Here is a 14,608-nt window from a genome sequence, read left to right as displayed (position 1 = left end):
TCGAGGCGTTCCCAGGGAGTGCGAGACTTCCAGTTTATGGTGCAAAAACCCCGGACCGCTGTGGCCCGGCTCATCGCGATCGGAGCCGGACTGTTTCTTCTCGGCGCCGCGGCTGGCGCATGCAGTTCCGGCGGTGCCACGCCAGCGTCCGTCGCTACCCCGACGAAGATCCAGGCGCCGCTCGGTGCCGAAGCGGGCATCAGGGCGCAGACTGGCAGCGACCAGGGTTCCTCCCCGCGGCCGTCGCCCATAGCCGGTGGCCAGCTGACTCCTGCGCCTGGATCACCGCCGGTGTGCGGTGAGTCCGAGTTACGGCTTGACGCCGGGCCGATGACAGCTGCCGCGTCCGCCGAACGTCAGGGATTCGTCGTCATCCTCACCGATATCTCCGACCGGCCATGTTCGCTGATCGGCTATCCAGCCGTGGTCGCGTTGAACAGCGAAGGCCGCCAGGAACGGCCCGCCGCTCGCTCCGAGGGCGGCAGCCTGTTCCGGGTGAGCCCACCCGGAACGGTTGTCCTCCAGCCACAGCACAGCGCGTCCTTCGGGGTTGAGTGGACGGCAGTCCGCGCCGCGGACAAATCAGGTGAAAAGGACGCATGCCTGCCGTACGCAAGTTTCGTGATCACACCACCGAATCAGGGGGGCGGTCAGCACATCGATCGACAGACGACTATCTGTGACGCATTCCAGGTGCATCCCGTGGTCACCGGAACCACTGGGGCACGGGCACACTGACCGCCAGCCCAGAAAACGGCACCCGGCCATGCCGGGCTGGCATGTCGCCCAACTGCGACTGGGATGGCCGATGGGACCGTCGTCCTATGACGACGCCCGGAAGCCCGCGATGCCGCGCAGCCGCGGGGCAGCACCCACCCGGGGATTCCAGCCCAGTTCTGAATACATGTCATTGTCCTGCCAGCGGACCAGCGCCTCCCGGTCCAGGGCGGTAAGCGACTCCGGCAGAGCGTCTAGATGATGCCATTGAAGCTGGTTTGTTCGCGGGTCCTGGCCGGGCGAGGGCATCCCGCGCCAGTGCGTCAGCCGGAAGAACAGCCCCACCCGTTCACCGGTATCGGCATAATAATGATGTGCCACATGCGCGAGCCACACATGCGCTGCCATGGCCATTACCGATGCCGTGTCGTCGGCGATCCGGAGCACAGCCTCTATTGCTGGCTCACCGCCGTGTAACTCGCCCCATGGTAGTTGCCAGGGTGAATCCGGCTCACCGGAACGCCCCAGCAGAACCGACCCGTCCGCGCGCCACATCAGCACATGGATGTTGATCGGTAGCTGGACTCCACGGTCGGTGTCCGTGCGGTTGGCATCATTGCCTGTCACCACAGCCCCTCCGGGGGTCTTGCCAGCAGCGGCGCGCATGTGCGGAAATCCTGCACCGTACTCCAAGGGGATCGCTATGCGATCCCCTTGGCCCCCCGCGCTCGGCCGGTTGCACCGTTGACGCAGTCAAACACCGGCTCGATATCCGAGCTGGCAGGCGTCCAGCGGTCAGCCGCGCTCCAGCTGATGGCGGGATGTTCCGTGGTGCCGACGATTGCTGACCACGGCTGCCCGACCATCATGTTTGCCAATCGGTCCCTACTGTGCATTCCCGCAGTCATTCTGCTGGAATTCCGGCGGTGGGCAGCCGCTAGCCCACCACCCGCCGTTCGTCGGAAGCTCTGCCCCGCTGACGGCCCTCCCCCGCGAGCCGTCAGCGCCGCGAGACAGGGCAAGCATGCGCCGTGAGTTGTCATCACGGCCTCCCAGATCCTCACTTTCGCGGCATGAGTGAGGGTGCCTGCACATCATGGCGTTTATAGCATGCAGATGCAAGGCTCGGGTGCACGTGCAGAGGTCTGGAAGCGCAGATGCGGCGCCGGAAGATCGGATAACGTACTCTTGCGTCGACTGATGCCGAGGGGGCCGACCGTGGCGACCGTTGACGCTGGAGGCGGTCCGACCGTGTGTCGGATCATCCTGGGTTCTCAGCTCCGTCGGCTTCGTGAGGACAACGGCATCAGTCGTGAGGATGCGGCTTACAGCATCCGGGCATCCGAATCAAAGATCAGTCGCCTGGAGCTGGGGCGGGTCGGCTTCAAAGAGCGCGACGTTGCTGATCTACTCACGCTCTACGGGATCCTGGACGAAGCCGAGCGGACGCCGTTGTTGTCGTTGGCTCGCGAAGCCAACCGGCCTGGGTGGTGGCACAGCCACAGCGACGTCCTGCCGGGCTGGTTCCCGTTCTACATCGGGCTGGAGGAGGCCGCGGTACTGATCCGAACCTACGAGATCCAGTTCATTCCGGGCCTGCTCCAGACCGAAGACTACGCTCGTGCCATCATAACTCAGGGTTACAAGGGGATTCCGGCTGAAACCATCGAGCGTCGGATCAGTGTGCGGATGAACCGGCAGAAGCTGCTGATGAAGCCAGATCGTCCTAGGTTATGGGTAGTTGTGGATGAGGCTGCCTTGCGGCGTCCGATAGGTGGGCCCGAGGTGATGCGCGCTCAGCTTGAGCACCTGATGGCGCTCACGGAACGACCGAATCTTACTTTCCAGATCATGCCGTTCCATTTCGGTGGTCACGCCGCTGAGGGCGGTGCATTCAGCATCCTGCGTTTCCCTGGAAAAAATCTACCGGACGTTGTTTACCTGGAACAGCTCGGCGGTGCCGTCTACCTGGACAGGCGAGAAGAGGTTGACCGCTACCTGAACGTCATGAACCGCCTCTGTCTCGACAGCCTGCTTCCGGCTGACAGCACCGATGCTCTCAGCCGGATCCTCAGCGACACCTGACACGAGCTGGACCGCACCCGGACCATGATGTTCTTCGCGCCAGTAGAGGGCGCGAAGCGTCCTAGTGGTCTCGGGCTCATATGAGGTCTCTACTGGATCAGGTTGTCAAAGTCGCCGTCCTTGGCACCGAGGATGAGCGCTTCGATTTCGGCGCGGGTGTAGATCAGTGCGGGACCTTCGGGGTGCCTGGAGTTGCGGACCGCGATGGAGTCCGCTGAGAGGCGGGCCAGCTCCACGCAGTTTCCCTGTGAGTTGCTCCGCTGGCTCTTCTGCCACGTGACCTGCGGCAGCGCGGTCGCGGATATTCCGTTGTAGATCTCCTGCATGGTGGTCTCCCTCGATTTCGGTTGGCCGCCAGCGACGCGAAAAGATCATAGTTGTGCACCGGTGGCGGGGTGGTGCGCATGTCGGAACTCGCTTCGCGGTCTTGCACGCATTACTGGGCGTGGCTCGCACGGACGCGGTCACGCTCGTCTGGACAGGCACATGAACATGAGCAGCCCGCCGGCGGAACTCACCTCCTCCCGCTTGGCGGGAGCCTCGGTGTGCGTGCAGATGCACGTACTTCCTGCGCAGGATATAGCACGGTCGTTCGCACGTGCATTAGGGAAACAAAAATTACTTTAAGTGTCAAAAATATGGCGGATCGTATGCAAAAATTATCAACCGCCCATGGTCTGTTACGATGAGATGTATATTGATTATTTATAGTTACTTTTGGTGCTGCGTATCCACCTCGATGAGTGGACCGATCCGCCGATCACTGCTCTGCGCTCGATGTCCCGGGTCATGAGCTGCTATGGCCGACCAGCCTGGCGAGGCCGGCCGTGGTGAACGCACGCCCGGCCGGGGAGACGCTCTCGGCACGGTTCAGCCGCCGGTCCAGGTTGATCGCGGCATTGATCATTGCGAGATGGGTGAACGCCTGTGGGAAGTTGCCCAGCTGCTCGCCGGTGAGCCCGATCTCCTCGGAGTACAGCCCCAGATGGTTGGCGTAGGTCTGCATCTTCTCGAAGATGAACTGTGCCTCGGTGAGCCGGCCTGAGCGAGCAAGCGCGTCGACATACCAGAACGTGCACAGCGAGAACGTCCCCTCCGAGCCGCGCAGCCCGTCCGGCGAGGCCTCCGTGTTGTAGCGGTAGACGAGGCTGTCGGAGACGAGTTCGGAGTTCATCGCGTCGAGCGTGGACAGCCACATCGGGTCGTCCGGCGTGACGAAGCCGACCTGCACCATGCGCAGGAGAGAGGCGTCCAGCACCTCGGTGCCGTAGTGCTGGATGAAGGCCCCACGCTTTTCGTTCCAGCCACGATCCATGACCTGCTGGTAGATCCGCTCGCGCTCCCGTGCCCACCGCTCCTGGTCGCCGGGCCGGCCGTGCTCGGCGGCGAGCCGGATGGCCCGATCGAAGGCTGTCCAGGAGTTGATCCGGCCGTAGGTGAAGTCGGCCCGTCCGCCGCGGGTTTCCCAGATGCCCTCCTCCGGGGAGTCCCAGTGGCTGCACAGCCAGTCGAGAATCCGGAGCAACCGCATCCATCCTGAATGACTGAGATTGACACCCTTGTGATCGGCGAAATAGATGGAGTCCAGCGCTTCGCCATAGATGTCGAGCTGGAGCTGGTCGGCAGCGCCGTTGCCGATACGCACCGGTCGGGAGCCGCGATACCCCTCAAGGTGCTCGAGAAGCTCTTCGTCCAGATCGGATGACCCGTCCACGCGGTACATCAACCTTAGCGGTCCGGATCCGTCGCCCGCTTGTTCCTCCACCCGGTCGGACAGCCAGCCGACGAACATCCGGGCTTCTTCCACATACCCGAGCCCGAGCAGCGCGTACACCGAGAACGAGGCGTCGCGGATCCAGGTGAAGCGGTAGTCCCAGTTACGTTCGCCGCCCACCTGCTCGGGTAGCCCCGCGGTGGGCGCCGCCACCAGCGCGCCGGTGGGTGCGTAGGTCATCAGCTTCAGCGTCATGGCCGAGCGGTACACCTGTTCCCGCCAGCGGCCATGATAGGTCGACCGGCCCAGCCAACCACGCCAGAATGCGACGGTCTCGTCAAACATCGAGATAATTTCATCTCTGGCCAGTTGGCGCGGTGGCCCGGCCGCACCGGTTTCCAGCATCACCGCGCCGATCTCGCCCGCATGCAGGTTCGCCGATCCTTGAATACCGTCACCCCGCGGATTCCGGATGCGGTCGGCCGAGGCCCAGCCGATCGTTCGGGCCGGATGCATCGTGAGCTGTATACCGTTCGCCCGGAAGACCGCTCCCGCACCAGTCACATCCAGGGTATGGGTGGTGCGGCCGTAGTCGAACCGCGGCATACAGTCGAACGTGAAGCGCATCTCACCGCGTACGACCCGGACCAGCCGGACCAGCCGATGGTTGTCGGTGGCGCGCTTCGTGTCCACAACCGGCATGAAGTCAACCACTTCACCCACACCCGCATCGGTCATGAAACGGGTGATGAGTATCGCGCTGTCGGGAAAGTAGAGCTGTTTGGATACGTATCCTGGTTCGGCTGGAGCAATGCGGAAATGTCCCCCTTTCGCACGGTCGAGCAGCGCCGCGAAAACGCTCGGTGAATCGAACCGTGGCGCGCAGAACCAGTCGATCTCGCCATCTTTCGTAACCAGTGCGGCTGTGTGCAGGTCGCCGATCAAGCCGTGATCGGCAATCAGCGGATAGTCCATTTTTCTCCCTGTGCTCCCGCGGGTGCCGGACCCACCGGTTTCCGGCGGATGCAGCGGTATCCCCAGTGGTGTACCCAGGTTGCCGGTCCGTTCACGAAGCGTATGAGCGACTTACCCGTCCGTGCTGCTCACCCAGTTCGGGTGGAGCGGGGCGAGGTGCGGGAGCATATTGTGGCGGCAGCGGGAACGAAGAAGGTGACCATGGGACGGCTGGGGGATCACGCGGCGTCGGTGACTCTGGTGGGGGCAGGTCCGTGAAGGGGTGGCGCGGTGACTAGCGCGTTGCCCCTTGCGCTTGCCGCCGGCATTTATCCGCTGGGCCTGGCCATTGTATTGCGTTACCTTGGAGAGCCCGCCTCGATGCGGCATGCGTACGCCTATCTGGCGGGCACCGCGACAGTCACTTTCGTCGCGGGGATAGCAATTTTGTTGGCCTTGCGTGGCTCGGGCCTGACCGAACGGCAGCATCCCGCGCCGGGCGGTGGAATCCAGGTTTTCCTCGGGGTTGCGCTGCTGTTCGTAGCGGTTCGCCTCACCCGGCGGCGAAAGCGTGCCGGCAGGGATGCCAGCAGGGATACCGACAGGCTGGATAGACAGAACGAACCGAGTGAACCCGGCAAGGAGACGGGAGCGAACGGCGCGCCTGGACGGCACCCTGGACTTGGTCGCGTTTACCTGCTGGGGGTGGTCACGTATCTGCCGTCGTTGCTCTACATCAGTGCGATAAAGAATCTTGCTGATTCCCACAGCAGCAACACTGAAACCGCACTGCTGCTGTTGCTGTGTGCTGTTTTCGTGCTCCAGATGGTGGAGCTTCCGATCATTTTGCGAATCGTCGCTCCGGCGCGGACGGGCGCGATCCTCGCCGCTTACAACGGATGGATGCACCGGCACGGACAGGATCTTCTCATCCTGCTCGCCGCCGCTGGCGGTGGCTACGTTCTCATAAGCGGCATCATGACCCTCCTGGACTGACCGATCAACGGTCGGTGCCCGGATAGCGCCCGGATAGCGTCGCACCCGCACCCGCACCCGCAGCAGAAAAGGCCGATCGCTCGCGTGATTCTATTCCCGGGTCAGCCGTTGCAGGTCACCAGCGGCAGGTCCACGGCCCGACTGGCGGCGAGGCGCAGGAGCTTGGGCAGCAGAGCGGCGAGGACGGCGGCGTCCTCGCCGGCTTCGTGCGCCCGTCGTTGGGGTATTCCCCAGTGTGCCGCGAGGGTCGCCAGCTTCAGATTGGGCAGTTGGAGGTCGAGTTGGCGTGCGAGGGCCCGCGTACACAGCCGTCGATCGACGGGAAGCCGTAGGTCGGCCCGGCCAGCCTCGGCCGCGATCATTTGCCAGTCGAACACCGCGTTGTGGGCGACGAACACCCGGCCGGCAAGCAGGGACGTCAGTGAATCGACGATCTGGCCGAACGTCGGGCTGCCCGCGAGTCGTTCACGGGTGAGGCCGTGAATGTGGACCGGCCCAGGGTCACAGCCCGGATCGAGCAAGGTCGACCAGCTGTGCTCGACCGTGCCGTCCGCGGCAACATGGACGACGGCGACCGACAGGACGCGGTCCACCCGGGGTGACAGACCCGAGGTCTCGACGTCCACGACGGCGTACCGGTGCGGGAACAAGGCGGCGAACTCACGGTTCGGGACCACGGTGGTTGTCACAGAACGGATCTTGCCGGACCAGTCTGCCGGGACCGCATCCATATGCACATGAGAGAGACAATTCTTGCGTTGGCGTGTTGATAAGGACCTTGCCTGTCAGCTGGCCAGTTGGGATCGCCGTGGTTGCTCGCGGGCGTGCTGATCTGGTTACAAACTGTTTTGATCATGATGCGAACAGGGATACCCGTGATCAAAATGTCTCGTCTCGCCTCGCCGCCACCGCTCACATTCAAGCGGTGTGTTTACTGTTACCCTTCGATGTCATTGTTGCTCGCTGGGGACTCGGAGCGGATCTGTGTATATATCTCGCGGTGATCGATCACGGCGGGTGTCGCGCCTTGTGCTGCTTGCCGCCATGTGTGCTCCGCTGCTGGCGGCCTGTGGCGGAAGCGCCGGTTCGGCGAAACCGTCATCTGTTCAGTCGAGTTCACCGGCACGGGATGTCCGGGTGGCTTCCACCTCCGCGGTGTCCCCGCCTCCGGTGGGAGCCCCGCAGCCAGCGCCGTCGAATGTCTACGCGTTTGATGGGATGAACCAGTTCAGCCCGGCCGTCCGTGATGCCAGGCCGCTCGTCTACGTTCCGAACAGCGACAGCAATACCGTTGACGTGGTCGATCCGGCGACGTTCAAGGTGATCGACCACTATGTGACCGGCGCCCGGCCCCAGCACGTCGTCCCGTCGTGGGATCTGTCAACGCTGTACGTCACCAACAACGACGGCAACAGCTTGACCCCGATCGACCCGACCACTGGGAAGATCAAAGGACCGAACATCCGTGTTGACGACCCCTACAACATGTACTTCACCCCGGACGGGAAGTACGCGGTCGTCGTCGCCGAGGCGTTGCAACGACTGGACTTCTACGATCCGCATACCTGGCGGTTGCACACGCAACTCAGGGTCGACTGCCCAGGCGTCGACCATATCGACTTTGCCGCTGACGCTTCGTTTCTTGTTGCCACCTGCGAGTTCTCCGGCAAGCTGGTCAAGGTGGACCTTCGCACACCGGCTGTTGTCGGGTACCTGACCGTCGGGGGCATGCCACAGGACATTAAGATCGACCCACGTGGTGAGGTGCTCTATGTGGCGGATATGATGGCTAGCGGCCTCTACCTTGTTGACCCGATTCGTTTTACGAAGATCGGGTTTTTGCCGACCGGCGCAGGCGCGCACGGCCTCTATCCGAGTCGCGACGCAACCACGATGTACGTGTCGAACCGTGGTGAGGGCTCTGTCTCCGTCGTTGATTTCGGGACTCGCCAGGTCCGGACCAAGTGGTCGATCCCCGGTGGGGGCAGCCCGGATATGGGCGGGGTGTCAGCCGATGGGTCGGTCCTGTGGCTGACGGGCCGTTACAACAGCGAGGTCTACGCGATCTCGACAAAGGACGGCAGCCTGCTCGCGCGCATCAAAGTCGGCCCGGGTCCGCACGGCGCCTGCGTATGGCCCCAGCCTGGCCGTTACTCTCTCGGTCATACCGGCATCCTCCGCTGACCGGTCCGGCCGCTTGCTCCAGATCGACGAGTACGGCCATGGTCGGCTGGCCGCAAGGTTATCGGCTGGCCACAAGGGCGTTGTGGCCAGAAGCGCCGGCGGATGGAGGCGGTCAGCGCGATGCGGGCTGGCATCCTAGTGGTCGCCGCCCCCGGAAGGAATGATCATGACTGGCGGGAAAACTGTGGAGTGACCGGCATTTCCGCTCGTCGCGGTCCCGCACCGCGACCATTCAGCGGGGACTCCTGATATTTTCCTCGCCTGAAGGTGCGAGAGGCATGCGTGCGGCCGGGGTATCCGGGTTATCTTTTATGTGTCCATATTGGCCATCCGGCCCGGTGCCTCGTCGGCTTCCGGCAGCGCGGAGGGAGCTGTAGTCGCGCTGTTTTCGGCTGGCCAGACCCCTGACCCGGCCCGGAGCGATGAAAATGCGTACGTACTGTCGTCATGAGTTTGTTCGATGACCCGTCCCACGGACTGGGATGTCCTCGATCTGGATGGCGATCCCACGCCGGGAGATCCGTTCTCGCTGCGGGAACTGGCGCGGAGGTTCCGGGAATTCGCCGCTGACGTGGAACATGCCAACGGGCAGCTGGCGGCGGTAGCAGCCAATTATGTCGCGATATCGTGGCAGGGGCGGTCGGGCGCGGCATTCCGCGACGAGTCGGACGAGCTCCCAGGGCAGTTACGGAAGCTCGCGAATTCCTATCGGATGGCCGGGGACGCGCTGGGTGCCTACACGCCGGACCTGGACGCCGCGCAGGCTCGGGCCGACAGCGCGCTTGCCCGAGGCCGAGACGCCCGCGCCCGCCGGGATCGTGCCCAGGCTCTGGTCGGCCCGGCGCGAATCGCCCTCATCACCGCTGAGGCGGCCCTTTCGGAGTTGATCCCGGCGTCTCGTCACCCGGTCGAGGTTCCCCCGCCCGATCCGGCTCGGGTGGCGCAGGCGATTCGTGACCACGACGTCGTGCGGGCCAACCTGGAGCGGGCGAGAAGCACCGTCGATGCGGCTCAGGAGGATCTGGATGCGGCTCGTCGGCTCGCTCTTACCGCCAGCCAGATGCGGGCGGAGGCGGCGGCAATCTGCGTGCGCTCGATCCGGAGCGCGTCTCGAGCAGGCCTGAAAAACAAGGCCTGGCGCCCCTGGGGAGGCCTGCTGGAGCACGCCGGCCGCTTCTGGCACGCTGCCGTCCAGGCCGCGAAAGTCGCTGTAGCCGTCCTGGGCGTCGTGGTACTGGTCGTTGGCGGTCCCGTGGCGTGGGCTGTCTTCGCCGCGGCGCTCGTGGTTCTCGCTGACACCCTCGTCCAATACGCTGGCGGTCGAGCCTCCCTGTGGGATGTGCTGTTTGCCCTGGCCGACTGTGTCCCGGCTCCGGTGGGGCTGGCCGCCACAGCTGGAGCCGCCCGAGCGGTCCGGGCTGCCCGGCGGTCTCTACGTGAAGGCCGGACATTCCTTCCGATCTCGCTGGGCGCGGGGCGCGCGCTCCTGGCCACGATGGCTGAGAGTCTCCGTGATCTTTGTGCTCAAACGGTCATAGTGATCAAAAAGAAGCTGCCTCGTGGCGGCGCGGTCCGTGCCCACGATGAGCTGAGGAGGGTGGTGCTCCGGGCACGGCTGAGGTCTGGGGGAGGTGCCGCTGAGCGTGATGAGTAGCGCGTGGAGACTGGCTACCTGCTGTCCGGAAGGTTCTGGAGTAGCGGCTGGTCGGCTGTCCGTTGGTCGGCTGTCCGTTGGTCGGCGTTGGACGTCATGAGACGGGCCGAGCGGGTGCCTGGGTATGGTCCTCCGCGCGTTCTCATGTTGATCTTTTTTGCCATGCCGCGTGGCCTGTTACCCAGGACATTGCCTGGTGCGATTATGATAAATTTCGTGCTGTTTGACCAAAACCAGACGAATGTAATGATCGAGGGCGTTCTTGCCAATTATGATTGTGGTTTTTCGCCCACCGTGAGCTTCCTGTGTGTTTCGGAGAATGCCACTTACCAGATTGATGATCACTCTACGGGCCGTCGCTGGGCACTGCGGCTACATCGTCCCGGGTATCTTCACTTTGAAGAGATCAACTCCGAGCTGCTCTGGACGCAGGCGTTACGGCATGATGGTGTGGTGCGCACGCCGTCGGTCGTGCCGACTCGTCGCGGTGATCTGGTTTGCATGATCGAGCCTGATCCGGCCGCTGCGGGTGTCTGTGCGAAACCGCGCTACGCGGTGTTGTTCGACTGGGTGGAAGGATCGTCGCCGAAGCAGTCGGACACCGTGGGCCTCATACGCAGGTTTGCCGAACTCGGTGAGGTCGCGGCACTCCTCCATCAACATGCCCGGGTGTGGCGGCGTCCAAGCGGCTTCACCCGTTTTGAGTGGACATGGCGAACAACGCTGGGGGCGGGCGGCCGGTGGGGTAGCTGGCGTGACGGTATGCGTGCGGCTGTCGGGACCGGGCCGCATGGAACCGAGCCGCATGGAACCGGGCGGCACAGCGTGCCCGATGCTGACCCGGCTTGTGTCGCACTCCTGACCCGGGCCGCTGTCGAGATCCGCCGTCGGATCGACCGGTTCGGCCGCGGTGCCGATCGGTTCGGGCTTGTCCATGCTGACATGAGGCTGGCGAATCTACTGGTCAACGAACGACTGGACGAGCTCACAGTTATCGATTTCGACGACTGCGGGTTCACCTGGTACCTTTATGATCTTGCTGCATCGTTATCGTTTATCGAACACCTGCCAGAGGTTGGTGACCTGGTGGACGCGTGGCTTACCTCCTACCGGCGACACCGGTCGGTGTCGGCTGAGGAGGAGGCGATGATGGCGACCTTCATCCTGCTGCGCCGGCTGCTGCTGCTGGCCTGGCTGGGCTCGCATCCGGAGGCTGAGGCGGTTGACAGCGTGAAGGAGTACGCCGTGGTCTCGTGTGATCTTGCCGATGACTACCTGTGCGGAAAATGTTGATGCGTCACTCGTGGTTGTGATCAGGTGGCTGTGTTCAGACTGAACTCGATCAAGCTCCTTCGGCCCGCCGCCTGATTATTCAGGCCGCGTTGTGACAGAATCGTTTCTCTGTGTAGTATTCGAAAGGTAGTGTCAGCGCGCGTGGACAGCGTCACTCGACAGGCCAAGATGACTTCTCCGCTGGGTCCGTTGCTGCTTGTCGGTGATGGCGTCGCGCTGTGTGCCATCCATATGAACGAGCCGGATGCCGCCGCGCCCTGGCCGGACGGTCTTGAGTCCGATCCAGTTGCGTTCCGTGACGCGATCGAGCAGCTCGAAGCCTACTTCATGGGCGATCGGACCGCCTTCAACGTACCGTTGCGTCCGGCCGGCACACCGTTCCAGCAGGCGGTGTGGGAAGCTGTGGCGGCTATCCCTTATGGCGCAACCCGTAGCTACGCCGAGATTGCCGCGGCTGTCGGCCGGCCGTCGGCCTTCCGCGCGGTCGGGCTCGCCAACAGCCGTAATCCGCTTCCCATCGTCATTCCCTGCCATCGGGTGATCGGTTCCAGCGGAGCGCTGACCGGTTACTCGGGTGGGATCGGCCGCAAGCGGCACCTTCTTGATCTTGAGCGTCGGACTCTTGCTCGTGATGGGCAGCTGAGTCTGGAACGGTTCAAGAGCGCCTGACAATAGGGGTGTAGCTCAAGGAGTGGGGTTGGGGTGCGCTCTGGTGTTGTGCTTCGACCGATGATAATGAGGTGAGGCGCGTGCCCCAGCCCCGCGATGCAGCCTCCCTTGTTGCCGGTCGCCAGGGCGTGTTTCGGAAGTCATCTGTCCGGCTTCCTGATCGAATGACGGCTTCCGAAGCAGGCCGTAAGGCATGATCGATGTGATGTATTTCGTGTTTCGTCGTGTAACGTTTCATTGATTAATCATAATTATTTGTGAAAATGTGATGCGGTCGGTGTCGTTGGCGGTTCCGCGTACGGGCCGGCAGCTATGTGGGTCCGCGGTGGGCTCGTCAGGGTGTCGGGTGGTGGACTCTGGCCGCTGCCTCTGGGCCGTCGGGTCGCGTGGACGCGTCGGCTGCTCGTCCGCTGCGATCCGGACGGTGCTCGCAGGTCTTCTCGCGCTGTTCAGGCGTCTTAGAGCGACCGGCAGTAGGGGACGCGGCGTCGCGGGGCCAGGGCACGCACCTCGCCGCATCGCTCCCCGTCCATCGCTGCGCGATGCACGGGTACCCCGGCTCGTCGGTCGCCACCCACCACCTCCGGTGTCTGCCTCCGTCGCCTCGCGATGCACGCACCCCAGCCCCGCTCCTTGATCCACACCCCTATTGCCGGGCGCTCTTATGGGAGTCCCGCTGGCCCTCCACTGGAGGCCCGGGACGGCTGTTCCCGCCAGTTGTCTGCGGCAGTGATTTTTACTTACAACACACGATCAATTACCCAATAGTGACACAACGACATCATGAAGTCATGTTGTCTTCGTGTGTCAACGGCGGTTGAGGGGCGCATGGTCCCCTGTGTCCAGGGGGTACCGTGCTGGGACGCGGTTGGGCGACGTCCTCAGAGAAGCCTCTTACCGTGCCAACGAACACTCCTGGTAAGGAATTCGGTGCCGCCGACAGGTGCCTCGCGGGTCCCGCCGCGTGCATTACCCTGCGGCGCGTGCACCACCACTGCGGAAGGAGGAATGTGGTCGACGACATCCAGCAGGCGTTGCTCACCAACGCTCACGCTGGGACACAGCTGGCGATTCCCGGCGCCCTGGTACTCCTGCCCATATCCGACTCCGGGACGCCAGTGGCGGATCGGACCGCCTGGCAGCGTGCGGTGCTGCGCTCGTGTCTCCCACGTGCCGCAAAGCTCGTCGCGTTGGCTCTTGCCAGCCACGCGGTGGATGTGCCGAGCTGCGAGCTGGCCAATCCGGCGTTGCCCGGACCCGCCGCGGTCTGTTCTCCCGGGCTTGTGACACTGGCCACCGAAACCGGTTACAGCCGCACCCACGTGCAACGCCAGATCCGGCTGCTGCGTAGCCTCGGCTGGCTGATCGGTCTGGTCCGGCCGGCTGTTCGCCGCCCCGCGAGTTTTGCGTTGAGCATGTCCGACGCGGTCCGGGCGACCGCGTCCGCGGAGCCGGCCCCTGCGCTGCGGGCATCAACCGCCAAGCCAACCGCCAAGCCAACCGCCAAGCCAACCGCCAAGCCAGCTACCCTGGTTGGCGGATCGGCATCGCGGACCCCCGCCCCGATAGCTGGCGGCGTATCCACCGGCACTGGGCCGCTGCGGCGGCAGGGCGGCACACAGACTTCCTCGGACAGGCCGAGCGCCGCGGCCCGGCGCCGGGCCCGCGTCACCGGTATGGCTATGGCCAGGGCCTTGACAGTGATCGAAAACCCCTCGGCGGTGGCATCTGGCCTGCTACCGACGCGAGAGCCGGCAGAGTCTCCTGTCACCGCCCCATCCGCTCCGCTTGCGCCGCCGATCACCGCTGTCACGCCCCCTGTCACGCCCCCTGTCACGCCCCCTGTCACGCCCCCTGTCATCGGACCCGAGCGGGCGCTGCCGGTGACACCGAAGGATCTTGCTGCCGACGTTGCCAAACAGGTCGTCGCGACTCTGGCCCGTGCGATACGACGCGATCCTGAAACCCTTATCGCCGCCAGTGACCAGCTGGCCAGAATTCTCACTGTCGGTTCGTGGAGCGCGGCGGAACTGGCCATGCATCTGGTGGACACCATCGGACCAAGTCTCGGAGCTGGCCGGGTTGACGATCCTGTAGATCATTTGCTTCGTCGTCTTGATCATTTGCCTGCGTCGTCCTCGGAATGTCTATGCAGATCATGCCGTTCGTGGGTGGCGGCTCCGGCCGCCACCACACAGCGGGCTCCAGCCCCTGCCGCCACGGGACAGGAGGCTATGGTCGTGCCGGGGCTTGCCGCGATTGAGCAGGCGGCTGCCGCCGGGAGCGCACAGGCTCGTATGCGCCCCGAGCGAGCTAGCGGCGCGGCCTAGCGAGTCAGCCAG

Annotated in this window: 12 protein-coding genes; 8 read left to right on the top strand and 4 right to left on the bottom strand. The window is 64.1% G+C overall.

Going from position 1 to position 14,608, the window contains the following annotated elements:
- Positions 1-36 precede the first annotated feature (36 nt).
- Complete coding sequence (locus tag MJ777_RS14850) at positions 37-738, top strand: DUF4232 domain-containing protein (RefSeq protein ID WP_239376898.1); 702 nt, start codon at positions 37-39, stop codon at positions 736-738.
- An 84-nt stretch (positions 739-822) separates the two neighbouring features.
- Here MJ777_RS14850 and MJ777_RS14845 read toward each other — a convergent pair whose 3' ends face one another.
- A complete protein-coding gene (locus MJ777_RS14845; RefSeq protein ID WP_239376896.1) occupies positions 823-1,383 on the bottom strand; it encodes an NUDIX domain-containing protein in 561 nt (186 codons plus the stop codon).
- Between the two features lie 552 nt (positions 1,384-1,935).
- Between MJ777_RS14845 and MJ777_RS14840 the strand changes: the two genes are divergently transcribed.
- Positions 1,936-2,802, top strand: a complete 867-nt coding sequence (locus tag MJ777_RS14840) for a helix-turn-helix transcriptional regulator (protein WP_239376894.1) — start codon at positions 1,936-1,938, stop codon at positions 2,800-2,802.
- Positions 2,803-2,891: 89 nt separating this feature from the next.
- Here MJ777_RS14840 and MJ777_RS14835 read toward each other — a convergent pair whose 3' ends face one another.
- Together MJ777_RS14835 and MJ777_RS14830 are read right to left on the bottom strand one after the other, a co-directional pair.
- On the bottom strand, positions 2,892-3,128 hold the full coding sequence (locus MJ777_RS14835) for a DUF397 domain-containing protein (RefSeq protein ID WP_239310288.1): 237 nt from the start codon (positions 3,126-3,128) through the stop codon (positions 2,892-2,894).
- Between the two features lie 461 nt (positions 3,129-3,589).
- On the bottom strand, positions 3,590-5,491 hold the full coding sequence (locus tag MJ777_RS14830) for a glycoside hydrolase family 15 protein (protein WP_239376892.1): 1,902 nt from the start codon (positions 5,489-5,491) through the stop codon (positions 3,590-3,592).
- A gap of 270 nt (positions 5,492-5,761) precedes the next feature.
- On the opposite strand from MJ777_RS14830, the gene MJ777_RS14825 reads away from it, so the two are divergent.
- Positions 5,762-6,466, top strand: coding sequence for a GAP family protein (locus MJ777_RS14825; RefSeq protein WP_239376890.1), 705 nt, complete (start codon positions 5,762-5,764; stop codon positions 6,464-6,466).
- Positions 6,467-6,567: 101 nt separating this feature from the next.
- Here the strand turns inward: MJ777_RS14825 and MJ777_RS14820 are convergent, their stop codons facing one another.
- Positions 6,568-7,155, bottom strand: a complete 588-nt coding sequence (locus MJ777_RS14820) for an exonuclease domain-containing protein (protein ID WP_239310285.1) — start codon at positions 7,153-7,155, stop codon at positions 6,568-6,570.
- A 448-nt stretch (positions 7,156-7,603) separates the two neighbouring features.
- On the opposite strand from MJ777_RS14820, the gene MJ777_RS14815 reads away from it, so the two are divergent.
- From MJ777_RS14815 to MJ777_RS14795, 5 genes are all read left to right on the top strand, one after another.
- Entirely contained in the window at positions 7,604-8,650 is a 1,047-nt protein-coding gene (locus tag MJ777_RS14815; RefSeq protein WP_239376888.1) for a YncE family protein, read from the top strand.
- Positions 8,651-9,110: 460 nt separating this feature from the next.
- Complete coding sequence (locus MJ777_RS14810; protein WP_239310283.1) at positions 9,111-10,304, top strand: WXG100 family type VII secretion target; 1,194 nt, start codon at positions 9,111-9,113, stop codon at positions 10,302-10,304.
- A 216-nt stretch (positions 10,305-10,520) separates the two neighbouring features.
- Positions 10,521-11,597, top strand: a complete 1,077-nt coding sequence (locus MJ777_RS14805) for a phosphotransferase enzyme family protein (RefSeq protein WP_239310282.1) — start codon at positions 10,521-10,523, stop codon at positions 11,595-11,597.
- A 168-nt stretch (positions 11,598-11,765) separates the two neighbouring features.
- Positions 11,766-12,266: a methylated-DNA--[protein]-cysteine S-methyltransferase gene (locus tag MJ777_RS14800; protein ID WP_239310299.1), complete on the top strand. Its 501-nt coding sequence runs from the start codon at positions 11,766-11,768 to the stop codon at positions 12,264-12,266.
- Between the two features lie 1,010 nt (positions 12,267-13,276).
- The gene (locus MJ777_RS14795) at positions 13,277-14,596 is read left to right on the top strand and encodes a hypothetical protein (RefSeq protein ID WP_239376886.1); all 1,320 of its coding nucleotides are present in this window, start codon (positions 13,277-13,279) and stop codon (positions 14,594-14,596) included.
- Positions 14,597-14,608: the final 12 nt, after the last annotated feature.

Source organism: Protofrankia sp. Cj5, assembly GCF_917627405.1.
In the GTDB taxonomy this organism is placed as follows: domain Bacteria; phylum Actinomycetota; class Actinomycetes; order Frankiales; family Frankiaceae; genus Protofrankia.
The sequence above is the reverse complement of the archived record's forward strand: the minus strand, read 5'-3'. Positions and strand labels throughout refer to the sequence as shown.